27 protein-coding genes and 1 tRNA gene are annotated in these 22,553 nt (G+C 67.5%); 12 read left to right on the forward strand and 16 right to left on the reverse strand.

Translation table 11 applies throughout. The features are described from left to right. The first annotated feature begins 236 nt into the window (after positions 1 to 236). The 3 genes from EAT49_RS01510 to EAT49_RS01520 all read left to right on the forward strand — a co-directional run bounded on the left by EAT49_RS01510 (position 237) and on the right by EAT49_RS01520 (position 2,098). Positions 237 to 899: a CPBP family intramembrane glutamic endopeptidase gene (locus EAT49_RS01510; protein ID WP_123640510.1), complete on the forward strand. Its 663-nt coding sequence runs from the start codon at positions 237 to 239 to the stop codon at positions 897 to 899. Positions 900 to 1,022: 123 nt separating this feature from the next. Next, positions 1,023 to 1,412 (forward strand): antitoxin Xre-like helix-turn-helix domain-containing protein, encoded by a 390-nt coding sequence (locus EAT49_RS01515; RefSeq protein ID WP_123640511.1) that lies wholly within the window; start codon positions 1,023 to 1,025, stop codon positions 1,410 to 1,412. Further along, on the forward strand, positions 1,409 to 2,098 hold the full coding sequence (locus EAT49_RS01520) for an RES family NAD+ phosphorylase (RefSeq protein WP_123640512.1): 690 nt from the start codon (positions 1,409 to 1,411) through the stop codon (positions 2,096 to 2,098). Before EAT49_RS01515 ends, EAT49_RS01520 begins: the two co-directional genes overlap by 4 nt. 191 nt (positions 2,099 to 2,289) lie before the next feature. Here EAT49_RS01520 and EAT49_RS01525 read toward each other — a convergent pair. From EAT49_RS01525 to iscR, 11 genes are all read right to left on the reverse strand, one after another. Further along, positions 2,290 to 2,366, reverse strand: a tRNA-Arg gene (locus EAT49_RS01525). 56 nt (positions 2,367 to 2,422) lie between these two features. Next, the gene (locus tag EAT49_RS01530; RefSeq protein WP_123640513.1) at positions 2,423 to 3,643 is read right to left on the reverse strand and encodes a cysteine desulfurase; all 1,221 of its coding nucleotides are present in this window, start codon (positions 3,641 to 3,643) and stop codon (positions 2,423 to 2,425) included. Positions 3,644 to 3,655: 12 nt separating this feature from the next. Then, a complete protein-coding gene (locus EAT49_RS01535) occupies positions 3,656 to 4,237 on the reverse strand; it encodes a YIP1 family protein (RefSeq protein ID WP_123640514.1) in 582 nt (193 codons plus the stop codon). Beyond that, complete coding sequence (locus tag EAT49_RS01540) at positions 4,234 to 4,737, reverse strand: YIP1 family protein (protein ID WP_123640515.1); 504 nt, start codon at positions 4,735 to 4,737, stop codon at positions 4,234 to 4,236. Before EAT49_RS01540 ends, EAT49_RS01535 begins: the two co-directional genes overlap by 4 nt. Then, a complete protein-coding gene (locus EAT49_RS01545) occupies positions 4,737 to 6,047 on the reverse strand; it encodes a SufB/SufD family protein (protein WP_123640516.1) in 1,311 nt (436 codons plus the stop codon). The genes EAT49_RS01540 and EAT49_RS01545 overlap by 1 nt, the downstream gene beginning before the upstream one ends. Continuing rightward, positions 6,047 to 6,802: a Fe-S cluster assembly ATPase SufC gene (sufC, locus tag EAT49_RS01550; RefSeq protein ID WP_123640517.1), complete on the reverse strand. Its 756-nt coding sequence runs from the start codon at positions 6,800 to 6,802 to the stop codon at positions 6,047 to 6,049. Before sufC ends, EAT49_RS01545 begins: the two co-directional genes overlap by 1 nt. A gap of 24 nt (positions 6,803 to 6,826) precedes the next feature. Next, a complete protein-coding gene (locus tag EAT49_RS01555) occupies positions 6,827 to 7,462 on the reverse strand; it encodes a hypothetical protein (RefSeq protein WP_246003719.1) in 636 nt (211 codons plus the stop codon). A gap of 303 nt (positions 7,463 to 7,765) precedes the next feature. Beyond that, a complete protein-coding gene (locus EAT49_RS01560; protein WP_123640518.1) occupies positions 7,766 to 8,545 on the reverse strand; it encodes an FkbM family methyltransferase in 780 nt (259 codons plus the stop codon). A gap of 4 nt (positions 8,546 to 8,549) precedes the next feature. Next, entirely contained in the window at positions 8,550 to 10,103 is a 1,554-nt protein-coding gene (gene sufB, locus EAT49_RS01565; protein WP_123640519.1) for a Fe-S cluster assembly protein SufB, read from the reverse strand. Positions 10,104 to 10,120: 17 nt separating this feature from the next. Next, the gene (locus tag EAT49_RS01570; protein WP_123640520.1) at positions 10,121 to 11,206 is read right to left on the reverse strand and encodes a cysteine desulfurase family protein; all 1,086 of its coding nucleotides are present in this window, start codon (positions 11,204 to 11,206) and stop codon (positions 10,121 to 10,123) included. 147 nt (positions 11,207 to 11,353) lie between these two features. After that, entirely contained in the window at positions 11,354 to 11,818 is a 465-nt protein-coding gene (iscR, locus tag EAT49_RS01575) for a Fe-S cluster assembly transcriptional regulator IscR (RefSeq protein WP_123640521.1), read from the reverse strand. Between the two features lie 206 nt (positions 11,819 to 12,024). Here iscR and EAT49_RS01580 point away from each other — a divergent pair, with 206 nt between their 5' ends. The 5 genes from EAT49_RS01580 to EAT49_RS01600 all read left to right on the forward strand — a co-directional run bounded on the left by EAT49_RS01580 (position 12,025) and on the right by EAT49_RS01600 (position 15,008). Next, positions 12,025 to 12,678, forward strand: a complete 654-nt coding sequence (locus EAT49_RS01580) for an alpha/beta hydrolase (protein ID WP_123640522.1) — start codon at positions 12,025 to 12,027, stop codon at positions 12,676 to 12,678. A gap of 108 nt (positions 12,679 to 12,786) precedes the next feature. After that, positions 12,787 to 13,047: a hypothetical protein gene (locus tag EAT49_RS01585; RefSeq protein WP_123640523.1), complete on the forward strand. Its 261-nt coding sequence runs from the start codon at positions 12,787 to 12,789 to the stop codon at positions 13,045 to 13,047. 9 nt (positions 13,048 to 13,056) lie between these two features. Next, positions 13,057 to 13,467, forward strand: a complete 411-nt coding sequence (locus tag EAT49_RS01590) for a hypothetical protein (protein WP_123640524.1) — start codon at positions 13,057 to 13,059, stop codon at positions 13,465 to 13,467. A 46-nt stretch (positions 13,468 to 13,513) separates the two neighbouring features. After that, positions 13,514 to 13,957: a hypothetical protein gene (locus tag EAT49_RS01595; RefSeq protein WP_123640525.1), complete on the forward strand. Its 444-nt coding sequence runs from the start codon at positions 13,514 to 13,516 to the stop codon at positions 13,955 to 13,957. Beyond that, entirely contained in the window at positions 13,941 to 15,008 is a 1,068-nt protein-coding gene (locus EAT49_RS01600) for an HD domain-containing protein (RefSeq protein ID WP_123640526.1), read from the forward strand. The genes EAT49_RS01595 and EAT49_RS01600 overlap by 17 nt, the downstream gene beginning before the upstream one ends. A gap of 9 nt (positions 15,009 to 15,017) precedes the next feature. Here the strand turns inward: EAT49_RS01600 and EAT49_RS01605 are convergent, their stop codons facing one another. Both EAT49_RS01605 and EAT49_RS01610 read right to left on the reverse strand, forming a co-directional pair. After that, positions 15,018 to 15,830, reverse strand: coding sequence for a glutamate racemase (locus EAT49_RS01605; RefSeq protein WP_123640527.1), 813 nt, complete (start codon positions 15,828 to 15,830; stop codon positions 15,018 to 15,020). After that, the gene (locus tag EAT49_RS01610) at positions 15,808 to 16,740 is read right to left on the reverse strand and encodes a lysophospholipid acyltransferase family protein (RefSeq protein ID WP_123640528.1); all 933 of its coding nucleotides are present in this window, start codon (positions 16,738 to 16,740) and stop codon (positions 15,808 to 15,810) included. The genes EAT49_RS01605 and EAT49_RS01610 overlap by 23 nt, the downstream gene beginning before the upstream one ends. Before the next feature lie 159 nt (positions 16,741 to 16,899). Between EAT49_RS01610 and EAT49_RS01615 the strand changes: the two genes are divergently transcribed. Further along, positions 16,900 to 17,805 carry a LysR family transcriptional regulator gene (locus EAT49_RS01615; RefSeq protein ID WP_123640529.1) on the forward strand — a complete coding sequence of 302 codons (906 nt, stop codon included), beginning with the start codon at positions 16,900 to 16,902 and terminating at the stop codon, positions 17,803 to 17,805. 75 nt (positions 17,806 to 17,880) lie between these two features. On the opposite strand, the gene EAT49_RS01620 is transcribed toward EAT49_RS01615, so the two are convergent. Next, positions 17,881 to 18,153 carry a hypothetical protein gene (locus tag EAT49_RS01620; protein ID WP_123640530.1) on the reverse strand — a complete coding sequence of 91 codons (273 nt, stop codon included), beginning with the start codon at positions 18,151 to 18,153 and terminating at the stop codon, positions 17,881 to 17,883. A 168-nt stretch (positions 18,154 to 18,321) separates the two neighbouring features. On the opposite strand from EAT49_RS01620, the gene purL reads away from it, so the two are divergent. The 3 genes from purL to grxD all read left to right on the forward strand — a co-directional run bounded on the left by purL (position 18,322) and on the right by grxD (position 21,415). Next, a complete protein-coding gene (gene purL, locus EAT49_RS01625; RefSeq protein WP_123640531.1) occupies positions 18,322 to 20,481 on the forward strand; it encodes a phosphoribosylformylglycinamidine synthase subunit PurL in 2,160 nt (719 codons plus the stop codon). Positions 20,482 to 20,542: 61 nt separating this feature from the next. Beyond that, positions 20,543 to 20,779, forward strand: coding sequence for a BolA/IbaG family iron-sulfur metabolism protein (locus EAT49_RS01630; protein WP_123640532.1), 237 nt, complete (start codon positions 20,543 to 20,545; stop codon positions 20,777 to 20,779). Between the two features lie 267 nt (positions 20,780 to 21,046). After that, complete coding sequence (gene grxD / locus EAT49_RS01635; RefSeq protein WP_123640533.1) at positions 21,047 to 21,415, forward strand: Grx4 family monothiol glutaredoxin; 369 nt, start codon at positions 21,047 to 21,049, stop codon at positions 21,413 to 21,415. 60 nt (positions 21,416 to 21,475) lie between these two features. Here grxD and EAT49_RS01640 read toward each other — a convergent pair whose 3' ends face one another. Beyond that, complete coding sequence (locus EAT49_RS01640; RefSeq protein WP_123640805.1) at positions 21,476 to 21,871, reverse strand: cell division protein ZapA; 396 nt, start codon at positions 21,869 to 21,871, stop codon at positions 21,476 to 21,478. Further along, on the reverse strand, positions 21,871 to 22,398 hold the full coding sequence (locus tag EAT49_RS01645) for a hypothetical protein (RefSeq protein WP_123640534.1): 528 nt from the start codon (positions 22,396 to 22,398) through the stop codon (positions 21,871 to 21,873). The genes EAT49_RS01640 and EAT49_RS01645 overlap by 1 nt, the downstream gene beginning before the upstream one ends. Between the last annotated feature and the right edge of the window lie 155 nt (positions 22,399 to 22,553).

A 22,553-nucleotide genomic window follows, 5' to 3' on the forward strand; every position in this document is an offset into this window, starting at 1 on the left:
CCACCATAGCCCTTCGACGTCGTCCAGGGCGCCGCAAGCCCTCTGTGCAGGGAGGCGGAACGGGGTTGACGGCCCGGCCCATCCGGCGAAGGCAGGAATAGATCGTCAACGATCGCCCCGGCAATCCGGGCCACCCGTGAGCGGACCCGCACAGAGCATCACCTGGAAGGAATCGGTCTGCGACGGGGACGCAACGGTGCGGCGCCGCCGGCGATCCGAAGGGAGCGGGATGGACGATGTCTTTCGGCGACACGGACCTGCGGGGCAGACGGGGCCTTCGAACACTCGTCGGACTGGGGATCGCCTTTCTGCCGATCTATGCGAACCGGATCGTTGCGGTAACCGGGATCGAGGCGGACTTCTTCCGCGGGCCGCCGTCTGTCCTCCTCTGGAACTGGCTGGCCGTCGCGCTGATCCTCCTGTTCATCGTGACGGTCGAGCGCCTCGGCCCCAAGTCGATCGGGTTGCGGAGGCCGAGCGCCGCGGACCTCGGGTGGGCGGTCGGGTTCTTCGCTCTTGCGACGGGACTCTCCTCGATCCTGACATCCCTGGTTCCACCTGCCCCGTCCGGCGGCATGGATCTCTTGCTGGCCTTGCCGCTGCCCGTCCTGATCGCGCTGATCGTCACGACGGCCGTGACCGAAGAGGTGCTCTATCGCGGGTATCCGATCGAACGACTGGCCTCCCTTACCGGCAGCTTGAGGCTCGCCACGGCGGTGAGCCTCACGCTCTTCGTCGCGCCGCATCTGCTGTTCTTCGGGCCGCACTGGCTGCTGTACCAGGGCCTCAACGTCGCGCTGATCTACGCGCTCTACCTGTGGCGGCGCAATCTGCCGGCCTGCATGCTGCTGCACGGACTCGGCAATGCGATGATCCTCGTGCCGGTCCTGACCGGCTGACATGGGATGGGCCTCCCGCCCCCGGCCGGGTGACGGCCGCGCGCAACAGATAGGATCATATGGACTTGTTTGCGGGTCCATATGATCCTATCTGCCATGCGAGGGTCGAAGGAGTGGCAGACCATGCAGAATCCCGTTCTGGACCGGACCGCACCGGATCGGCAGCGCGTCGCGCTCAAGGCCTTTGCCCGGATCGCGGATGCATGGTCTCTGACCCTGCGCGAGGCGGCCGCGCTTGCGGACATGTCGGACTCAACCTGGAAACGGGCCAGGAAGCCCGGATTTGCGGGGGATCTGACGCGGGACCAGATGCTGCGGTTCTCCGCGCTCATCGGCCTCTACAAGTCGCTCGAGCTGTATTTCGATGAACCGATCTCGCGCGACTGGGTGAAACTGCCGAACCGTGGTCCGGAGTTCGACGGCGCGCGGCCCGTCGACGCGATGATCGAAGGGGGATTGCCCAAGATCCTGCGCGTGCGGGGTTATGTGGATGCACTGCGGGGCGGGGTTTGAGGATCACGTCGGTCAACGACCGCGCCCTTGTCCGGCTGATCCCCGAGACCCATCACAAGCCGCCTGTGCTGCGGGGCCTCGTGGACAGCGACGAGGAGGCGGCGATCCTAGCCGGGATCGAAGGCGAGACGAGCGCCCGCCTGATCGCGGAACGCGAGGGCAGCCCCGCGCTCGACCGGCGCGAACTGGCATTCGCGCGGCGGTCCCATGACCTGACCCTCTACGGGCAGAGCCATGTCAACGCGGCCTTCACCTATACCCGACCCTCGGGGAACCGGTTCAATTCCGGCGACCGCGGTGCCTGGTACTGCGCCTGGGAGACGCTGACGAGCGCGCAGGAGGTCGGCTTTCACCGCACCCGCGAGCTGGGTTTCATCGGCCGCTACGAGGACGAGGCGCGTTACGTGGAACTGCTGGCGGATTTCATCGGGGATTTCCCCGATCTGCAGGGGGACGCGCATCTTGCGCTCGATCCCGACCCCGAGCGGGGCTATCCGGCCGGGCAGCGCCTCGCTGCGGACTTGCGGGCAGAGGGGCATCGCGGGCTCATCTACCCCTCCGTGCGCCACCCGGACGGACGGTGCTTCGTCGCCTTCGATCCCGGCATCATCCAGAATGTCCGCCCGGGCGCGAGCTGGAAGCTCGTCTGGCAAGGCGCGCCCGAGTTCACGATCGAGGGGCTCTGAAACCGGTCGACAGCGTCACGCGGCACTTCAGCCCATGGCATCGAGGTTCTCGAGAAGCGGAAACCGTCTCAGTCAGTTTCCGGCAATGCCCTCTCCTCCCGCTCCACCACCGATCGTGCCCCCTGCTGCCCGCCGAGAAGCAGGCGCAGGACACCGTCGGAGGGCCGGATACCGCACGAAACCGTGGAGAATGGCGCACCCGAGAGGATTCGAACCTCTGGCCTCTGCCTTCGGAGGGCAGCGCTCTATCCAGCTGAGCTACGGGTGCCTCGGCGCTCCATAGCAGCGCCCTCGGGCCGTCGCAACGCCGAAAGGGCGCGACCGTCAGGCGAAAAGCTCGTGCGCCAGTTCCAGCGCTTCGACGAGGACATCCACTTCGCGGGTCGTATTGTAGAGACCGAACGAGGCGCGGCAGGTCGCCGACACCCCGAGATGCTCCATGAGAGGCCCGGTGCAATGCTGCCCCGCGCGGACGGCCACGCCCTTCTTGTCGAGGATCGTGGAGATGTCATGCGCATGGGCAGCACCCTCAAGGGTGAAGGAGAAGATCGCAGCCTTGTCGGGCGTGGTCCCCTGCAGGTTGAGCCAGTTCAGCCCCGTCAGCCGATCCCGCGCGTAGTCGCGCAGACTGTCCTCATGGGCGGCGATGCTCTCCATCCCCAGCCCCATCATGTAGTCGAGCGCCACGCCCAGCCCGATCGTCTGCACGATGCCGGGCGTCCCCGCCTCGAACTTCATCGGCGGATCGTTGTAGACCACGCTCTCCTTCGTGACCTCGCGGATCATGTCGCCGCCGCCCATGAAGGGCCGCATCTCCCGGAGCCGCTCCCGCCGGACGTAGATCGCGCCGGACCCGCTCGGCCCGTAGAGCTTGTGACCGGTCACCGCATAGAAATCGCAGCCGATGTCCTGCACGTCCACGGGAATGTGGACCGCGCCCTGGCTGCCGTCGACCAGCACCGCAACGCCCTTCTCTCGCGCGCCGTCGCAGATTGCCTTCACGTCCACCTTGGTGCCCAGAACGTTCGACAGATGCGTGACCGCGATCAGTTTCGTGCGGTCGGTGACCGCATCCAGCACCTTCTGCGGATCGAGCGCGCCGGTGGTGTCCACATCGACCCAGGTGATCTTCACGCCCTGACGTTCGCGCAGGAAATGCCAGGGCACGATGTTGGCGTGATGCTCCATCACGCTGAGGATGATCTCGTCGCCCGCCTCCATCCGCGGCATGGCCCAGCCGTAGGCGACCATGTTGATCCCTTCGGTCGTTCCCGAGTTCAGCACGATCTCCTCTTCCGAGCCCGCGTTGAGAAACCGTGCCACGGTTCCGCGCACGCTCTCGTACTTCTCGGTGGCGAGGTTCGAAAGATAGTGCAAGCCGCGATGAACGTTCGAATATTCCTCGGCATAGGCGCGCGTGACCGCGTCGATGACGACCCGAGGCTTCTGGGCGCTCGCGCCGTTGTCGAGATAGACCAGCGGCTTGCCGTTCACCTCTCGCCCCAGGATGGGGAAATCGGCGCGGATGGTTTCGACGTCGTACATCGACCCTCTCTCTCAGACGCTCGCCCCGACGAGGCCGAGCAGGACAGACAGCCCCACTCCGACACCCAGAAGGGCGGCGACAAGCGTCAGCGCGGCGCGTCCGAGACTGTCGAATCGCTGCGCGACATTGATGAAATTGACCAGAACCCACAGGGCAATGGCCACGGAAGCCAGCGCCGCGATCGACCCCAGCAGTGGCAGAAGCATCAGCAGCACCGCCTGCACGGTCTGCAGCGCCAGCAGGAGCACCTGCAGCCACACCACGAGCGCCAGCGTGTCCTCGAAGGCCCCGGTGCCGCCCAGCATCTGGCCCGTCCAGTGCAGGGCGAAGATCGTGATCACCAGCGAGCCGCCGAGGATCAGCGCATAGGTCAGCGGCGTGATCGGCGGTCCGGAGGGCGCATCCACCGGGTCCGCGGGCAGCGCGAGACCGATCAGCGCGACCAGCAGCACCGACAGGATTGTGACCAGCGCGAGCGCGGACCACAGCACGTCGCGGGACAGCCGGGCCCCCGTGATCAGCCCTGCCACCGCTGCCGGGTCTCTGACGGTCTGAACGAGAAGGCGGCCGAAGCCCTGCATCGCATCGGTCATATGCCGCGCTCCGCCTCGATCAGTCCCGCGATCCAGAACCAAAGAAAGACCCCGACCCAGAGCGCCCCGGTGAGCATGGCCTCGAAGCCGGGGCCGATGAACCCGCGCACGAGGCCGTGAAGCAGCGCCACCGGGCTCGCTGCGAGGAGCGCCCAGAACAGCGCCAGCCGTGCCCGGTAGAAGGTCCCGCGCCCGCCCAGGGCCCGTGCTGCCAGATGCGCCAGGGCGCCTATGCCGTAGAGCATCAGCGGCAGGATCATCACGGTGGCGAAGAAGCCGTAGGTCAGAAGTTGCGTCAGGCTTGCGCCATCCTGACCGGGCAAGGGTTCGATCCCCTCGGCCGCCCGCACCAGCACCGGCCAGCGCGCCATGAACAGCAGGACACAGGCCGCCATCAGATAGACGATCGCGCGGTCCTCCCGCTCGCCCTTGGCCAGCAGATCCCGCATGACGCGGCGCGGGCCGCGCCACGTCCGCGCGATATCGGTTGTCACAGCCATCAGGCCTGCTTGCGCTCCCGCCGCCGCTCCAGCCACTGCGCCAGACGTTCGCGCAGCGCCTCGGCATAGGCCTCGTTCTCGATCTCCTCAAGCGCCTCGGCCACGAAGGCCAGGGTCAGGAGATCCTGGGCGATCCCTTCCGGCACGCCGCGGGCGCGCAGGTAGTAGAGCGCGTCGCGGTCGATGGCGCCCGACGTGGAGCCGTGGGAACAGGCCACGTCGTCGGCGTAGATCTCCAGTTCCGGCTTGGCGAGGAACTGGCTCGCCTCGTCGAGCAGCAGCGACTGGCTGATCTGGTAGCCATCCGTCTTCTGGGCGCCCGGTTTCACCAGGATCTTGCCCTGGAACACGCCGGTGGCGCCGTTCCGCAGCACCTTCTTGAACACCTGCCGGCTTTCGCAGCGCTGGGCGTCGTGGGTGATGAAGACCGTGTCGTCGTGATGGAAATCGGCGCCGTCGCCCAGACAGGCACCCGCGACATGGGCCACCGCGTCGTCACCCGTCAGGTCCACCACCACCTCGTTGCGAGTCAGCACACCGTTCACAGTAAGGCAGAACGCCTTGAACACGCTCTCCGTTCCGAGACGGGCAAAGGTCGCGGTGACGGCGCGGCGCTCGTGGTCGCGGCCCTGCGTCTTGACGAGATGCATCTGCGCCCCGTCCGCCACATCGACTTCCAGCCCCTTGGAAAAGCGGGCCGCAGCCGGTCCGCTTTCGAGAAGGGTCAGTGACGCGCCGGTCTCGACCTTGACGCAGTGGTGGAGGATCGCGTCGGAACGCTCTGACTTGCGGAGATATTTCACCTGAACGGGCTTCGAAGGCGTCGCCGTCACCCGGATCACGATTCCATCTGTGGCGAAGGCGGTGTTGAAGGCCGCCAGCGGACGCGGCACGTTCTCGTGGCTCCGCGCCTCGAGCACCCCATACAGGTCGCGCGCCCAGTGGATGTCGCTGGCCATCGCATCGCTGAGTCGCACGATCTCGATGCCTTCCATGGTGAGGTCGGACGATGCGTCGGGGTCGAAGACACCGTCGACGAACACCACCCGCACTGCATCGACATCATCGAAGACCGCCGCCTCGTCCGCGTCGAGAAGCGCAGCCGGCGGCGCTTCGGCCCGGGTGAGCGTGCCGGGGTCGGTGAATTTCCAGTACTCGTCCCGCCGGTGCGGCAGGCCCATAGACCGCAGCCGCTCGAGCGCCGCTTCCCGGGCCTCCTGCCCCCATGCGCCGCTCTCCGGCAGGCTGAGCCCGCTCAGCCGCTCCTCGGTCGCGTCGATCTTCTGCTGTCGGATCGCTGCCCGGGCCATCAGGCCACCTCATTCAGAATGTCGGCATAGCCGTTCTTCTCGACCTCGAGGGCCAGTTCAGGCCCGCCGGATTTCACGATCCGGCCGTCGGACATGATATGCACCACGTCGGGCACGATATGGTCCAGAAGCCGCTGGTAATGCGTGATGACGAGAAAGCCGCGGCCGGCGTCGCGGAGCGCGTTCACCCCGTCCGACACGAGCCGCATCGCATCGACGTCAAGCCCGCTGTCGGTCTCGTCGAGGATGCACATCTTGGGCTCGAGCACCGCCATCTGCAGGATCTCGTTGCGCTTCTTCTCGCCACCGGAGAAGCCCACGTTGACCGACCGCTTCAGCATGTCGGGCTCGATCTGCAGTTCCTTTGCCTTGGCCCGCACCAGCTTGAGGAAATCCGCGGAGGACATCTCCTCCTGCCCGCGGGCAACGCGCTGGGCGTTCACCGCCGTCCTGAGGAAGGTCATGTTGCCCACCCCCGGGATCTCCACCGGATACTGGAACGCGAGAAACAGTCCCGCCGCGGCCCTTTCCTCGGGGTCCATGTCGAGAAGGTCCGCTCCTTCGAGCATCGCAGTGCCGGCCGTGACCTCGTAGCCGTCCCGCCCCGAGAGGACATAGCTCAGCGTGGACTTTCCCGATCCGTTCGGCCCCATGATCGCATGGACCGAGCCCGCCTCGACCTCGAGGTCGACGCCCTTCAGGATCTGCTTGTCCTCTTCCTCAAGCTTGACTTCCAGCCCTTTGATATTCAGCATTTTCTTCTCCCGTCTGCGGCGCCCTCACCGCTTGCGTTGCATCAGCCCGATCACCTCGAGCAATTCATCGTTGCGTATGGCGCGGGGCGTGACCTCGAAGCGCGCCATGCGCCCCCGGTTCGCCACCCGGTCGGCGAAGGCCTCGACCACGTGGTATTCCTCGCGTGTGACGTAATCGTCAAACAGCACGGTAACAGGGGCCTGCGACCGAAACAGGCAGGCCAGCAGGCATCCGACCCGGAATCGACCGTCGATCAGCACCAGATCCGGCTGTGGCATGTCCGTATCCCAGATCTCCAGCGGGTATTTCACGAACTGGCCATAGCGCAGATGGTTCTGCGGCATTCCCCAGCGTGTCGTCGGACCGATGTCCACATGGTGCAGCACCGGCCTGTAAGGGACTGGATTCGCGCGGAACCAGCCCTGCATCTGCTCCACCCATCCGGCATCGCTCTCGACCGCTGTCACCCGCTTGCCCAGTTCCGCGGCGATCACGGTCGAGCCGCCCGCGCCGTATTCCAGGATGACTTCGGCCCGGGCGTACATCTCGCACAGCCAGTCTGCCTCCCTCTCGGGAAGCGTCAGCCGCGGCCGCTGGCCGGGGGCCGGTCGGTGGAAAACGGGCGTGCCATCGCCCCGGGCATTGCCGGTTTCGCTCATCGACCCCGCACTCCCGCGATCCCGTCCTTCGCGCGTCGCAAGGTCAGCAGGCGCGCGCGCGCGCGCGATCTGCGGTTCGTCCCCTCCGGCGCCGTCAACATGCAAACCGTTTCGTGAGGCCAGTCCCGAAGGTCATGGCGCGCCCCCTTGCCCGCTGCGCGCCGAGACATGGGGCGGGGTCCCCGAACTCGGGAGTGACCGGACAGCGGAACCCGACATTGCGCGCAGCCCAGATCAGCCTCCGCCGCGAGGGGACGGAATGGCGCAGAACACGCTGTCCGTCAGTCGTCACACGCCGGCCCGTCATCCTCCCGACCTTCTGCAGGTTGCCAGCCAGTTGGATCCGTGATCGCTGGTGGCCGCGAGCCGTTCGGCGCCGTAATCCCGAGACGCGCACCAGTCGGCAAAGGCGCCCTCGTTCGCCGCGTCCACCTCCACGAAAAGCAACGGGCGGTGATCCGAGACGATCGACTCGAGGCCGGAAAGAACTTTCATTTCCATGCCTTCCACGTCGATCTTGATGAGGTCCGGCCGTTCTGTCGCAAACAGGTCGTCGCCCCGGACGACGCGCAGATCCCCGCCTTCGGGAAACATCCGCGTCGCGCCGAGATTGCGGTCGTGCCGCTTCATCCTCAGCCCGGCGGCCGCCTCGTCGGACAGGCCGACCCCGATCCGCGTCAGGTCGATCACCTCCCGCAGTCCGTTCACGAGAACATTCGCCATGAGCGGCGCCAGTGCCAGCGGGTTCGGCTCGGCGACCACCACCCGCGCAGCGCCCGCGCGCCGCGCGAACCAGATCGAATGATTGCCGATGTTTGCCCCGATATCAATGACATGGGCGCCGCCTCTCAGGTGCCGCTTCAGCACGGCAAGCTGGCCTTCTTCGTAGAAGCGGCCCTGTCGCAAGGCGGATTGGACGGGATCGCGCCGGTAGTTGAGGCACCAGCAGAACCCGCCCCAATGGACCAGGTCGAACGGGGGAAACGCGACAGGCTCCCCCGCCTCCAGCGCGGCCAGCGCCGCCCCGGCGTCGAAATACGACTCGTCGGTCGTCTCTGGCCGGGGAAGCGTGACCTCGGTCATGCCGTCAGCCGACGGAACCTTCGAGGCTGATCGCCACGAGCTGCTGCGCCTCCATGGCGAACTCCATGGGCAGGGCCTGCAGAACCTCTTTGGCGAAGCCGTTGACGATGAGCGCCACGGCCTCCTCCTCTCCGATCCCGCGCGAGAGGCAGTAGAACATCTGATCGTCATCCACCTTGGAGGTGGTCGCCTCATGCTCGACCCGGCTCGTGTTGTTCTTCACCTCGATATAGGGGACCGTGTGCGCGCCGCACTTGTCCCCGATCAGCAGGCTGTCGCACTGGGTGTAGTTGCGGCTGTGCTCGGCCTTCGGATGCATCGAGACGAGGCCGCGATAGGTGTTCTGCGCGCGGCCCGCGCTGATCCCCTTCGACACGATCCGGCTCTTCGTGCGCTTGCCCAGGTGCACCATCTTGGTGCCGGTGTCGGCCTGCTGCATGTTGTTGGTGATCGCGATGGAGTAGAACTCGCCCTGGCTGTCGTCGCCCCGCAGGATGCAGGAAGGGTACTTCCAGGTCACCGCCGATCCGGTCTCCACCTGCGTCCACATCACCTTGGCGCGGTCCTCGCGGCAATCCGCGCGCTTGGTGACGAAATTGTAGATGCCGCCGCGGCCTTCCTCGTCGCCGGGAAACCAGTTCTGGACGGTGGAATACTTTACCTCCGCATCCTCGAGCACCACGATTTCCACGACCGCGGCGTGAAGTTGCGCGGTGTCGCGCTGCGGCGCAGTGCAGCCTTCGAGGTAGGAGACATAGGCCTCGCGATCGCAGATGATCAGCGTCCGCTCGAACTGGCCGGTGTTCTCTGCATTGATGCGGAAATAGGTCGACAGCTCCATCGGGCAGCGCACGCCAGGCGGGACGTAGACGAAGGAGCCGTCCGAGAAGACCGCGGAATTGAGCGCAGCGTAGAAGTTGTCGCCCTGCGGCACGACCGAGCCGAGATACTTCCTGACGAGCTCGGGATGCTCCCGGATCGCCTCGGAGATCGAGCAGAAGATGACGCCGGCCTTCTTCAGCTCCTTCTGGAAGGTCGTCCCCACGCTGACGCTGTCGAACACCGCATCCACCGCGACCTTGCGTTCGGAATTGTCCTCGGGCGTCGCCACGTCGCCCGCGCCCTCCACCCCGGCGAGGATCGCCTGCTCCTTCAGCGGGATGCCCAGCTTCTTGTAGGTCTCGAGCAGCTTCGGGTCGACCTCGTCCAGCGATTTCGGCTTGTTCTCGAAGGACTTCGGCCGCGCGTAGTAATACTGGTCCTGAAAGTCGATCTGCGGATACTCGACCATCGCCCAGTCGGGCTCTTCCATCTTCAGCCAGCGGCGATAGGCCTGCAGACGCCACTCGGTCATCCACTCGGGCTCGTCGTTCTTCGAAGAGATCAACCGCACGATATCCTCGGACAGGCCCTTCGGCGCGTAGTCCATCTCGATATCGGTGTTCCAGCCGTACTTGTACTTGCCGGCCAGCCTCGAGACCGCTTCCACGGTGTCCGCGTCGACGCCTTCCTTGACGTCCTGCGGCTGAAGACCCTGCAGATTGTCCAGTACAGTCATCCGACGTCCTTCCTCGGTCAGGCCGCGCGGGCGCGGCGCTTGGCTCTCTGTGCGGTCCAGGCTTCGGCGAAGCGCAGAACCTCGTCTTCCGTCGTCGTCGGTCCCAGCGACACCCGCAGGGCGCCGGCCGCTTCCTCCGGGGCAAAACCCATGGCGGCGAGCACCCGGTTCTCGCGCACCTTTCCGCTCGAGCAGGCGCTCCCCGCGCTGACGGCGAACCCGGCAAGGTCCATCGCCATCACCTGGGTCTCGCCTTTCCAGCCCGGCGTGACCATCAGGCTGGTGTTGGGCAGCCGCCTGAGCTCTTTCCCGACAAAAATAGTCTCCGGACTGGATTCAGCAATGGTCTTTTCTAGAATATTTCTAAGTTGCGCCACCCGGTCCCAGACACCCTCCGCCAGATCGCGCAGAGCCGCTTCGGCCGCGGCCGCCATCCCCGCGATCCCTATGATGTTCTCGGTGCCCGACCGGCGCCCCATCTCCTGCCCACCGCCCTTCAGGAGCGCCCTGATGTCGAGCCCGTCGCGCAGGATCAGTGCGCCCACGCCCTTCGGCCCGCCGAACTTGTGCGCCGACAGCACCGCAACATCCGCTCCCGACCAGGCAAAGGAAAACGGGATGCGTCCAACGGCCTGGGTCACATCCAGCAGCAGCCTGTCCGCCCGCACCTCGGGGCCGAAGGGCCATTGCCCCGCCACCTTCTCCGGCGGCCCGGTCACGATCCCGGTCTCCGAATTCGCGAGCCCCATCGCGAGCACATGTCCCGGCCCCTGTGGCCGCTCGGACGAGGCCTCGATCCGGGCATGGGCCCACAGGGCGTCATGCGCGGTCCCGTCCACCAGCACGTCCTGCTGCTCCGGCAGGCGCCCGAGAACGGAGGCCGCCTCCGTGGCCCCGGAGGTGAACACCACCTCGGCGGGCGTGCATCCCACCGCGTCGGCGACCGTCGCCCGCGCTCGCTCGATCAACCCCCGCGCGGCCCGCCCCTCGGCATGGACCGAACTCGGATTGCCCAGGACGTCCATCGCCTCGGCCATGGCCGACCGCGCCTCGGGCCGCAGCGGTGCTGTGGCGTTCCAGTCGAGATAGACCCGCCCGCTCATGCCGAACCGCCCCGGCAGGACGGCAGAGCCACGCCCCGAGACCCCGTCGTCCGCCCCCCGCTCTTCTGGCCGGAGGTATCCCGGTGGGGTCTGGCGAGGCAGCGCCTCCCCAGCGGGTCGACGCGGCAGAACCGCGGCGAAACCGGATCAGGACGCCTCATCCACCACCTCGAAAAGCGACGGGACCGCCGGACACGGGGCAAGCGTGTTGCCCACCACGTCCGACAGGCGCGTCTGGTGAAGGAAGACATAGACGTTGGCCGAAAGGCCCTCCCACAGGCGGTTGGTCAGCGATTGCGCCCGCGATCCCGACAGCCCTCCACTGGCGCCGGCGCCCTTGTGCATGGCGCTCACCGTCTCGTCGACCGCGCCGAGGATGTCGGACACCCGGATCTCCGAGGCGGGTTTCGCCAGCCGGTATCCGCCGCCCGGTCCCCGCACGCTCTCCACGAGGCCTGCGCGCCTGAGCTTCACGAAGAGCTGCTCGAGATAGGGCAGCGACACGTCCTGCCGCTGCGCGACGGCGCCCAGCGACGTCAGCGCGCCCGCCGGCTGGAGGGCGAGATCGACCAGAGCGACCATCGCATAGCGTCCCTTGGTGCTCAGCTTCATCCGTCCCCTCCCTCCTCGACGCGCGACCTCGCGGCAGGCCAGCGCCTCGCGGCGCGGCATTGACGCCGCCTGCCCGCATCGCTACCTCCCCACAAGCCCCGATCCCGGGACTTCGCAGTTTAGAATTCTTCTAAGGTATCCGAGCGATTGCGTCAACGATCGCCGGCGCGCCCGACGAAGAGCCGAGGGACGAAAGAAGACAAACCATGCCCGAGGTGATCTTTCCCGGCCCCGAGGGCCGTCTCGAAGGCCGCTATCATCCGCAGCCGGTCCGCGATGCGCCCATCGCGATCATCCTGCATCCTCATCCGCAGTTCGGCGGCACGATGAACAACCGCGTCGTCTACAACCTGCATTACGCCTTCCACAAGATCGGCTTCACCGTGCTGCGGTTCAACTTCCGCGGCGTGGGCCGGAGCCAGGGCGAATACGACCAGGGCGTGGGCGAACTCAGCGATGCCGCCTCCGCGCTCGACTACCTGCAGTCGATGAACCAGAATTCGAAGCATTGCTGGGTCGCGGGCTTCTCCTTCGGCGCCTGGATCGGGATGCAGCTCCTGATGCGCCGGCCGGAGATCACGGGCTTCGTGTCGGTCTCGCCGCCCGCGAACATGTACGACTTCTCCTTCCTCGCGCCCTGCCCCTCGTCGGGCCTCGTGATCAACGGCACCGCCGACCGCGTGGCGCCGCCCCAGGACACCAAGACGCTGGTGGGCAAGCTGCACGAGCAGAAGGGCATCACCATCACCCACGAGGAGATCAGCGGCGCCGGCCACTTCTTCGAGGATCCGCACATGGAGACCATGATCGACCATGTCAGCGGCTATGTGCGCCGGCGTCTGACGGAAACCACGCGCTAGGCCCGGCTGCGCCGCCTCGGTGCGGGCTCGCCCTTGCGCGGGCGCCAAGCCTGTTGCGGCTCCTGCCGCCGCGGCGGGGACGGTGGCCGACCAAGGAGACGGAAGCAGATGGGCATCACCGAGGACCTGGCGGACAAGCTCGCCCGCGAGACCATCGAGGCCATGGAGCGGCTGGGGGACGACCGTCTCTACGTCGAGATCGCGAAAGCCATCGGCGCCTCTTCGCCCACCACGGAAGAGGCCTATCTGACCGCCGTGAGGGTCCGCCTCGCCGTGACCCGCGCGGAACGGCTCCTGGAGAGCAGGCTCGCCGAAGCGGAGAGCCGCACCGACCCGCCGGTTCCGACCTCGCCCGGCGGCGATGACTGAGGTGTCCTCGTGACCGCGCCCGAGGAGGCCGACCTCTTTCTCGTCCCGCTTCTCGACGGCAACCATGCCCTCGCGCAGGTCGCGGCCCCGCCGTCGGTGGACCATGTCGACATCCTGCTGACCCTGTCGCGCGACACCGCTCCGCGCCGGATCGCGCGGGAGGAGGTCGTCGCCGCCCTCCGCGTGCCCGTGGCACCCTTCGTCGAGGGTCACTGGAGCGTCATCGGCTACGACACGCTCCCCCGTCCCGGCGTGACCGTCCCGGACTCGGTGACCGAGCCCGGCCTCGTGGAAGCCTTTCTCAACGCCTGCCACGGTCTTTACCCATGGGACGGCTTCCCGAGGCGGGACCTTTTCGACGACATGCTGGCCCCCGGAGTGGAGCCTCCGGCCGCGCGCCGGATGCGATCGGAGTTCTGACCGCCGCGGAAGGAACCTCTCCGCCCGGCTCCGACGTTGGCTCGCCATGGCCCACTACCCCCGACCCGGCCCCGGGCGGCGCCTCGCCCTCGCCGTCATGCAGGCGGCGGGCTTCGCTCTGGCGATCTTCGCGGCGCTCGTCTTCCGGTCGAACCGATGCGCCATCGGCGCCGCCGGGTCGGATTTTGCGCTCTGGCCGCCGCAGCGGTTCCAGCTCGCGGATCTGTCGGCCCTGGCCCTGCTTTTCGCGCTCTTCCTCCTTTTCACCGTTCCGACGGTCCGCGCCGGCCCGGGGCCGCGCTCGAGGCGGCTCAAACGCTCCTTCTTCGCCCTCTTCGTCGCAGGTCTCGCCATCGCCGTGGTGGCGGGACCGACGCCGACATGCGATACCGGGCTCACACCGCTCGGCGCCGCCGCGGTGATCGCCGCGATCGGGCTTGGCCTCCGCCTGCTGCTGGTGCAGCTTGCAGGCCATGACCGAAAGACTTGACCGTCACCTCGCCTTCCTCGTCGCCGCGGACCGGCTGAAGACCGCGACCGGCGAAGCCGTCCTGATGGATGGCAGCCGCCGCGAGAACCTTGCCGAACGGGCCTGGCACCGCGCCCTCTGGGCGCTGCTTTGTGCCGGTCCCGCCGATGGGGCGCCGGACCGGCTCATCGCGCTCTGCCTCGTCGCGGATCTCGCCGTCGAGACCATCGCCCTGCTGCCTCCCGATCAGGCTGCCACGCTCGAGTCCCTCCGGCAGGAGGCCTCGGCCGCCGCCACTGCCGAGGCCCGCGCTCTCCGGCGCATCGCGCTTGCCCAGGACCTGATGCAGCAGATCGGCGCGGGGCCGCTCGCCCGCCCCGAGCTTGAGGCGCTGACGACGGCCCTCGACATCGGTCCCGCCGCCGCGCTGGCGGACGACTGGCCGGAGCTTCACGCCCATCTCGCGGCGCTGCTTTCGGGCCGCGGCAGGCCCGCGCCCGACCCTCTCGGCGCGCGCTTGAGGTTCCTCGCCGAGGCGGACCGGCTGAAATCGGTCCTACGCGGCACCACCATCTTCGACGGCACCCGCCGCGAGACCTCGGCCGAGCATTCCTGGCACCTCGCTCTCTTCGCCCTCACGCTGGGAGAGCATGCGGTCGACCCGCCCGATCCTGCCCGGGCCGTGCGGATGCTGCTCCTGCACGACCTCGTCGAGATCGACGCCGGCGATGCGCCCATCCACGGCAACCACGACCCCGCGGCACAGGAAGAGGCGGAACTCCGCGCCGCCGAACGGCTCTATGGCCTGCTTCCCTCCCCCCAGGACGCCGCGCTCCGCGCGATCTGGGACGAGTTCGAGGCCGCCCGGAGCGTGGACGCGGTCTTTGCCAGGTCCATCGACCGCGTGCAGCCCGTGCTGGCCAATCTCGCCACCGGCGGCGGGACGTGGACGGAGTATTCCGTCACCCGCGCCCAGCTCGAAACGCGTGTTGGGGACAAGGTACGGCGCGGGGCGCCGATCCTCTGGGACGCCCTGGTGCCGCGCCTCGACGCCTGGTTCGGCCCGGCCTGAGCCACCCCGTCAGGCCGCCTCGAAACTGACCTTGCGCCTCAGGAACTGGGTAGCGCGGGCCGACACCTTCTTCGGGTCGCCCGTGGTCAGGAAGGCGTGCCCGGTGCCGCTGCCCAGCATTTCCGGCCGTCGCCCGAGGTAGTCGGCAAGGCTTTCGGCAACGAGATTGGCCTGGCTGAACACCATGACCTTCGGTCCGAGAGCGTCCTGAAACACATCGGCCATCAGCGGATAGTGCGTGCAGCCCAGAACCGCGGCGTCCGGGGACGGCATCTTGCGCTTCAGCGCATCCACATGGGACCGCACCAGCGCCTCGGCGAGGATCATGTCCCCCTCCTCGATCGCATCCACCACGCCGCCGCAGGCCTGCGCCTCGACGTCGACGCCGATGGCCCGGAACGCGAGTTCCCTCTGGAAGGCGCGGCTCGAGACCGTGGCGGGCGTCGCGAACAGCGCCACATGCTTGACCGCCACCTCGCGCGGCGGGGAATTGTCGCCCCACTGCCGTTCCGTAAGCGCCTCGATCAGCGGTACGAAGACGCCGAGCACGCGCTTGTCCTTCGGCACCCAGCTTTCCTGCATCCGCCGCAGGGCCGCCGCGGAGGCGGTGTTGCAGGCGAGGATCACCAGATCGCAGCCCGCCTCGAACAGCCGCGCCACGCCCCGCGTCGTCAGCTCGAAGATGTCGTCGCTGTCCCGCACGCCATAGGGCGCGTGCGCGTTGTCGCCGTAATAGACCAGCGGCACGTCCGGCAACCGCCTCGCCACCGCGTCGTGCACGGTCAGCCCGCCAAGCCCGCTATCGAAGATCCCCACTGCCATCTTGCCTCGTGCCCCTCTGACGGCCCTTTGGGCGGGCCTTGTATTTGTCCTCGAACTCGACGCCCAGATTGTCAGAGGAGATGGGCTTTGGCGAGAGCGCGTAGGTGGCGCGACGCAGATGCGTCATCATCGCCCTGGGATCCCCGCGCAGGGCGTCGATCTCCGCCCGCGGCATCGGCTCCCCGACTACGACCCGGCAGGGCGTTCCCGTCCGTCTGCGGAATTCGCGGATCAGCATGCCCATGCGGATGGTCGAATGCACATGGCTCGCGATCTGGAACAGGCGGCTGTTGGCCCCCTCGAAGAAGATCGGCACGACGGTGGCCTCGGACCGCGCGATCATCTTGGCGGTGAAGGTGCGCCAGCCCGGGTCCATGGGCTGCGCGAAGGGCTTTCCGGCGGTCGACACCGTGCCGCCCGGAAAGATCCCGATGGCGCCGCCCTGGCCCAGATACCGCAGCGCCTCCGCCCGGGTCTCGAGGTTCTGGCGCGCGGCCTCCTTGGTGTCGTCGAAACTGATGGGCAGGATCACCCGTTCGAGATCCGGAGCGCGGCGGAAGATGTGATGCGCCAGCACCCGGAAATCCCCACCGCGGCGTTCGCTCAGGATGCGCCCCATGATGAGCCCGTCCAGAACGCCGTAGGGATGGTTTGCCACCACCACCAGCGGCCCCTCGCGCGGGATGCTCTCGAGGCTGCCGCCCATCACCTCGACGGTTATGCCGTAGCGATCGCAGATCACCTGCCAGAAATCACGGCCCTGCGCGACCTCGCGGTCATAGCCCATGGCGAGCCCGATCAGCGACAGCCGCCCGGTGACGTTCTCCATCACCCGGATGACCAGCCTGCCGCCCCGTGTGGTGGCGGACGGAGCGTAGGAGATATCCCGAGCGACGTGACGGTCGTCCATGGCTTCCGTTTCGAAGGATGACTGTGGCCGTAGTGATAGCCGGGCAATTGGCCCACAGAAAGAGCAAAGACTCCTCTTTGGTGACGTCGCGACTCGCATCGGATTTGCCTGATCCCCATGTCAGGCGCTAACAAGGGACCGCGCGCACGGGGGAACGACATGGACTGGGACAAGCTGAGGATCTTTCACGCCGTGGCGGACGCGGGCAGCCTGACCGCGGCGGGCGACCGGCTGCACCTCAGCCAGTCTGCCGTCAGCCGCCAGATTCGCGCCCTCGAGGAAAGCCTGAACACCACCCTGTTCCACCGACACGCCCGCGGGCTGATCCTGACCGAGCAGGGCGAACTGCTGTTCGACGCCACCAAGTCCATGAACAAGCGGCTCGAAGCCGCCTCCGCGCGCATCCGCGACAGCGAGGAGGAGGTCTTCGGCGAACTCCGCGTAACCACGACCATCGGGTTCGGCACGCTCTGGCTCGCGCCCCGCCTCGTGAAGCTTTATGAGACCTATCCCGAGTTGAAGATCGACCTCATGCTCGAGGAGCGCGTGCTCGACCTGCCCATGCGCGAGGCCGATGTGGCGATCCGCATGAAGGAGCCGTCCCAGGCCGATCTGATCCGCAAGCGGCTGATGAGCGTCCACATGCGGCTCTTCGCAAGCCGGGACTACCTCGCCTCCATGCCGCCCGTCAAAGAGCTCTCGGACCTCCGCAACCTGCGGCTGGTCTGCCAGAATCCCAACTCGGCGCAGGTCTCGGCCTCCGCCTCGCTGACCCAGCACCTCCTCAGCTACGATCTGCCCAGCCTGCTGACCGTCAACAACTATTTCGGCGTGCTTCAGGCGGTGAAGAACCATCTCGGAGTCGGTGTCCTGCCCGACTATGTGGTCGAGGATTTCCCGGAGCTGGTGCGCGTCCTTCCCGATGTGGAAAGCGCCGAAGTGCCTGTTTTCCTTGCCTATCCGGAAGAGCTGCGACAATCCAAGCGCGTTGCCGCCTTCCGCGATTTCGTGCAGGAGGAGATCATCGCCCACCGCCGGAAACTGCGCGACAAGGAGGTCGCCTGAGCCTTCCCTTCCGTGAGGCATGACCGCAACGCATGGCGGCTTTGTGCCTGCGTAAGCAGCAATGAACTTGATCGTTCAGAACCTGCCGCTTATTTCGTCACTTGCAGGCGGCAAGGTCTTGCCTCCTTCATACCTCCCTGTTGGACTTAGCCGGGCTTCATGCCCGGCTTTTTTTATCTCGAAGACCCCCGCGGCCAGACCGGCCCGTCCCGGCCCTTCGGACGGCTCCAGTCCAACGAGACCGTAGATCTCGATGATTTCCGGCGACCACGCGACCTCGCCCCCGCGCAGGTCCCATCGCCAATGGCCGATGGCGAGCTCCTGTCCGTGAGCGAACGGGTCGAGCATTCCACGAAGTCCTCGGACGCATAATCGGCCGGCGGGGATGACGATATCGGGACCTCCAGTCGCATGTCCTTACGTCAGGTGGAACGCGGCGGGAAACGGGCGCCGCCATTGCTCCGCCCGCGGGCCTGACATAGACGAGGCGGACCCTTGGCAGCCGGACCGACGCGCATGACCGACCCCGAGATCACCGAAGAGCTGATCGCGACCCACGGGCTGAAGCCCGAGGAATACGCCGAGATCCTGCGGCTCCTGAACCGGCCGCCGACCTTCACCGAACTCGGCATCTTCTCGGCCATGTGGAACGAGCACTGTTCCTACAAATCCTCGAAGAAATGGCTCCGCACCCTCCCCACGGAGGGTCCTCAGGTGATCTGCGGCCCCGGCGAGAACGCGGGCGTCGTCGACATCGGCGACGGGCTCGCGCTTGTCTTCAAGATGGAGAGCCACAACCACCCCTCCTACATCGAACCCACGCAAGGTGCGGCCACGGGCGTCGGCGGCATCCTCCGCGATGTCTTCACCATGGGCGCGCGGCCCGTGGCGGCGATGAACAGCCTCAGCTTCGGCGCGCCCGACCATCCGCGCACCCGGACGCTGGTTCACGGCGTGGTCGAGGGGATCGGCGGCTACGGCAATGCCTTCGGCGTGCCCACCGTGGGCGGCGAGGTGCGGTTTCATCCCTCCTACAACGGCAACTGCCTCGTGAACGCCTTCGCCGCCGGCATCGCCCGGGCCGACGCCATCTTCTATTCCGCCGCTTCCGGCGTGGGGCGGCCGGTGGTCTATCTCGGCGCCAAGACGGGCCGCGACGGAGTCGGCGGCGCCACCATGGCCTCCGCCGAGTTCGACGAGACCATCGAGGAAAAACGCCCCACCGTGCAGGTCGGCGATCCCTTCACCGAAAAGCGCCTGATGGAGGCCTGTCTCGAGCTGATGGAAACCGGCGCCGTCATCTCGATCCAGGACATGGGCGCCGCGGGCCTCACCTGCTCCGCTGTCGAGATGGGCGACAAGGGCGGCCTCGGCATCCGCCTCGATCTGGACGCCGTCCCCTGCCGCGAGGAGGGCATGACCGCCTACGAGATGATGCTGTCGGAAAGCCAGGAGCGGATGCTCATGGTTCTCGATCCGACGAAGGAGGCCGAGGCCCGCGCGGTGTTCGAGAAATGGGACCTCGATTTCGCCGTGGTGGGCGAGACCATCCCCGAGGACCGCTTTCTGATCCTCCACAAGGGTGAGACCCGGGCCGACCTGCCGCTGCGCGCCCTCTCCGGTGCCGCCCCCGAATACGACCGCCCCTGGGAGCCGGCGCCCCCCGCCGGAGAGACCCCCGACATTCCCGGGCTCGATCCCGTGGATGCGCTCAAGGTCCTGATCGGCAATCCGAACCATGCGTCCAAACGATGGGTCTGGGAACAGTACGACAGCCAGGTGATGGGCGACACGCGCCGCGGCCCGGGCTACGGCGCGGCGCTCCTGCGCGTCCACGGGACGGAAAAGCTGCTCGCCTTCACCTCCGACGTGACCCCCCGCTACGTCGCCGCGAACCCGGTCGAGGGCGGCAAGCAGGCCGTGGCCGAGGCGTTCCGCAATCTCTGCGCCACCGGGGCGCGGCCTCTGGCCGCGACCGACAATCTCAACTTCGGCAACCCCGAGAAGCCCGCGATCATGGGTCAGTTCGTCGGGGCCATCGAAGGGATCGGCGCCGCCTGCCGCGCGCTCGACATGCCCATCGTGTCCGGCAACGTGTCGCTCTACAACGAGACCGACGGCCAGGCGATCCTGCCGACGCCCACCATCGGCGCCGTGGGCCTGATCGACGTCGGGGAGACCGTCATCGACGGCACCGCGCGCGAGGGCCATGTCGCCCTTCTCCTGGGCGAGACCCGCGGTCATCTGGGCCAGTCGGCGCTGCTCGCCGAGGTCTTCGGCCGCGAGGAAGGCGACGCGCCCCCCGTCGATCTCGAGGCCGAGGCCCGCAACGGCCGCTTCATCCGCGACAATGCCCGGCATGTCCGCGCCTGCACCGACCTGTCGGACGGGGGGCTGATGCTCGCGGCCTTCGAGATGGCCCATGCCGGCGGCTGCGGGATCGTGCTCGATGCCGCCGACACGCCCACCCTCTTCGGCGAGGACCAGGGGCGCTACCTCATCGCCTGCAATTTCGACCAGGCCGAGTATCTGATGATCCGGGCCGGGCGGGCGGGTGTGTCCCTGACCTCGGTCGGTCGGTTCACCGGCGACGACCTCAGGGTCGGGCCCAGTTCCGCCCCGATGACCGAGCTGTCGCGGCTCTATCTCTCCGCCTTCGAGAGCGCTCTCGGATAGCACCTCCCCTTGCGAGGCGGGCGCGCAGTCTCTACCTTTTCGGCTCAGACATGAGGTTCCGATGCCCATAACCGCCCATGAGATCGAGGCGCTCCTGCGCGAGAGCTTCCCCGAGGCGCAGATCACCGTCGAAGGCGATGACGGCGCCCATTTCGCCGCCCAGGTCGTCGACGAGAGCTTTCGCGGCCTGAACCGCGTTCAGCAGCAGCGCGCGGTCTATGCCGCCCTCAAGGGCAAGATGGACGGCTCGAACGGCGACCTCCACGCGCTGGCGCTCACCACGCGGGCGCCCGACTGACACACCAACGAACCGGATTGAGAGGTACGCGATCAAGTTACTGCCGCTCATACTCCTCCTGCCCTTCGCCGCGGTCTTCACCCAGGCCGCCCGCATGGAATACCGGCGCTGGGTACGCCACGGCCCCTCGGGGAACGCGCGGGCGAACTTTCCGATCGACGAGACCGCTCCGGGCTACGAACCGCCCGCAGACGAAGAGACGGAAGACCGCTCGTCAGACATGGACCGCACCGGGCCAGAGCCCCGGGTACAGAACGGAGAGACACCTTGACCACCGCCACCGCCGAAGACCGGATTCGGGACACCGTCACCTCGAATGACGTCGTGCTCTTCATGAAGGGCACGAAGACCATGCCGCAATGCGGCTTTTCCAGCCGCGTGGCCGGTGTGCTGAACTACATGGGCGTGGAGTTCGCCGATGTGAACGTCCTCGCCGACGAGGCGATCCGCCAGGGAATCAAGGACTACTCCGACTGGCCCACGATCCCCCAGCTCTATGTGAAGGGCGAATTCGTGGGCGGCTGCGACATCGTCACCGAGATGACGCTGTCGGGAGAACTCGACCAGCTCTTCGAGGCGAAGAACATCGCCTATTCGAAGGACGCCGCCGAGAAGATCCGCGAAGCCAACGCCTGATACTGCGGAAGACCTGCAGGCTGGACGGGAGCCGATCCAGCCTGCCCTCTGCACGGGCGGTCAGCCTGCGGCGCGCTCCTCGATCTCGTCCGCCAGCGATTCTGCCCGGGCGGCAAGCTCGGCCAGGGTCTCGGTGACCTCCTGCGGCACGACGGGAACCTCGACCCGCTCGGGCTCCGGCACGGCCCGGGTTTCCAGCGACTGGACCTGCCCGCGCAGGTCGGCGGCGAGCCGCTCCGCCGCCTTCAGGCGGTCCTCGAGCCCGGCGGTCTTGTCGGCGAGCATCAGCCCGGCCATCAGAAGCATCCGCGACTCCGACAGCCGCCCGATCTGGGAGGCGAGGGCCGAGGCCTCGTGATCCAGCATCCCGGCGGCCGCGTGAAGGAACGCCTCCTCGCCCTCCTGGCACGCCACTTCGAAGGAGCGCCCGCCGATCGTGATCTCCACCTGGGGCATCATGCTCCCTCCCGGGCCAGCGGTCGAAGCTCCGCGATCACCGCGTCGATCTCCGCAACTTCCGTCTCGCGCAGGGCCTTGAGGCTGTCGATCTCCGCCAGCATGGCCTTGTTGACCAGATGCGCCTCGGCCACGTCCCGGGCCATCGCCTCTCGCAGGCTGGCCGCCACCGCGCGCAGCTCGGCGTTCAGCTGCTTGATCCGCTCCATCTCTTCGCCCAGCGAGGCGAGACGGCCGCGCCCCTCCCGGAGCGCCTCCTCCAGCCCGGCGATCTTCTCGTCCTGCCGCTCCTTGAGCCGCGCCACGCGCGCCTCGAGAGCGGCGCTGGCGCGCTTTTCCTCCTCGAGACGCTGTTCCAGCTCCTCGCGCGCGGCTTCCGCTGCGGCCACGGCCTCGGCATCCAGCGCAGGAACGTCCGGCGCCTCCGCGGGCGGGGCCGCCGGCGGCGTCGCCATGCTCTCCACCCCTGCCCTGATCCTGTCGAGCGCGCGGGTGATGCGGCCTTCCAGCTCTGCGATGTCGTCCATACGCCCGTTCCTCGTGCCCTGCGCCGTCCGCCGCCGGTGTCTTTGGTCTGCCCGTCGCGGTTCCGCGGCCTGCCCGCTTTTCGCGCCCAGCCTCGAATCGGGCGCTCGGAACTGGAGCGTAAGCCATCCCATCCGGACCGGCAAATGGCCCGAGC

This window comes from Histidinibacterium lentulum, assembly GCF_003789055.1.
GTDB classification, from domain to species: domain Bacteria; phylum Pseudomonadota; class Alphaproteobacteria; order Rhodobacterales; family Rhodobacteraceae; genus Oceanicola; species Oceanicola lentulus.

Bases quoted from the DNA above. Each gene is read 5' to 3' on its own strand.
- EAT49_RS01510 (WP_123640510.1), top strand. From the start codon at position 237: ATGTCTTTCGGCGACACGGACCTGCGGGGCAGACGGGGCCTTCGAACA.
- EAT49_RS01515 (WP_123640511.1), top strand. From the start codon at position 1,023: ATGCAGAATCCCGTTCTGGACCGGACCGCACCGGATCGGCAGCGCGTC.
- EAT49_RS01530 (WP_123640513.1), bottom strand. From the start codon at position 3,643: ATGTACGACGTCGAAACCATCCGCGCCGATTTCCCCATCCTGGGGCGA.
- EAT49_RS01535 (WP_123640514.1), bottom strand. From the start codon at position 4,237: ATGACCGATGCGATGCAGGGCTTCGGCCGCCTTCTCGTTCAGACCGTC.
- EAT49_RS01540 (WP_123640515.1), bottom strand. From the start codon at position 4,737: ATGGCTGTGACAACCGATATCGCGCGGACGTGGCGCGGCCCGCGCCGC.
- EAT49_RS01545 (WP_123640516.1), bottom strand. From the start codon at position 6,047: ATGGCCCGGGCAGCGATCCGACAGCAGAAGATCGACGCGACCGAGGAG.
- sufC (WP_123640517.1), bottom strand. From the start codon at position 6,802: ATGCTGAATATCAAAGGGCTGGAAGTCAAGCTTGAGGAAGAGGACAAG.
- EAT49_RS01555 (WP_246003719.1), bottom strand. From the start codon at position 7,462: ATGAGCGAAACCGGCAATGCCCGGGGCGATGGCACGCCCGTTTTCCAC.
- EAT49_RS01560 (WP_123640518.1), bottom strand. From the start codon at position 8,545: ATGACCGAGGTCACGCTTCCCCGGCCAGAGACGACCGACGAGTCGTAT.
- sufB (WP_123640519.1), bottom strand. From the start codon at position 10,103: ATGACTGTACTGGACAATCTGCAGGGTCTTCAGCCGCAGGACGTCAAG.
- EAT49_RS01570 (WP_123640520.1), bottom strand. From the start codon at position 11,206: ATGAGCGGGCGGGTCTATCTCGACTGGAACGCCACAGCACCGCTGCGG.
- iscR (WP_123640521.1), bottom strand. From the start codon at position 11,818: ATGAAGCTGAGCACCAAGGGACGCTATGCGATGGTCGCTCTGGTCGAT.
- EAT49_RS01580 (WP_123640522.1), top strand. From the start codon at position 12,025: ATGCCCGAGGTGATCTTTCCCGGCCCCGAGGGCCGTCTCGAAGGCCGC.
- EAT49_RS01585 (WP_123640523.1), top strand. From the start codon at position 12,787: ATGGGCATCACCGAGGACCTGGCGGACAAGCTCGCCCGCGAGACCATC.
- EAT49_RS01595 (WP_123640525.1), top strand. From the start codon at position 13,514: ATGGCCCACTACCCCCGACCCGGCCCCGGGCGGCGCCTCGCCCTCGCC.
- EAT49_RS01600 (WP_123640526.1), top strand. From the start codon at position 13,941: ATGACCGAAAGACTTGACCGTCACCTCGCCTTCCTCGTCGCCGCGGAC.
- EAT49_RS01605 (WP_123640527.1), bottom strand. From the start codon at position 15,830: ATGGCAGTGGGGATCTTCGATAGCGGGCTTGGCGGGCTGACCGTGCAC.
- EAT49_RS01610 (WP_123640528.1), bottom strand. From the start codon at position 16,740: ATGGACGACCGTCACGTCGCTCGGGATATCTCCTACGCTCCGTCCGCC.
- EAT49_RS01615 (WP_123640529.1), top strand. From the start codon at position 16,900: ATGGACTGGGACAAGCTGAGGATCTTTCACGCCGTGGCGGACGCGGGC.
- EAT49_RS01620 (WP_123640530.1), bottom strand. From the start codon at position 18,153: ATGCTCGACCCGTTCGCTCACGGACAGGAGCTCGCCATCGGCCATTGG.
- purL (WP_123640531.1), top strand. From the start codon at position 18,322: ATGACCGACCCCGAGATCACCGAAGAGCTGATCGCGACCCACGGGCTG.
- EAT49_RS01630 (WP_123640532.1), top strand. From the start codon at position 20,543: ATGCCCATAACCGCCCATGAGATCGAGGCGCTCCTGCGCGAGAGCTTC.
- EAT49_RS01640 (WP_123640805.1), bottom strand. From the start codon at position 21,871: ATGCCCCAGGTGGAGATCACGATCGGCGGGCGCTCCTTCGAAGTGGCG.
- EAT49_RS01645 (WP_123640534.1), bottom strand. From the start codon at position 22,398: ATGGACGACATCGCAGAGCTGGAAGGCCGCATCACCCGCGCGCTCGAC.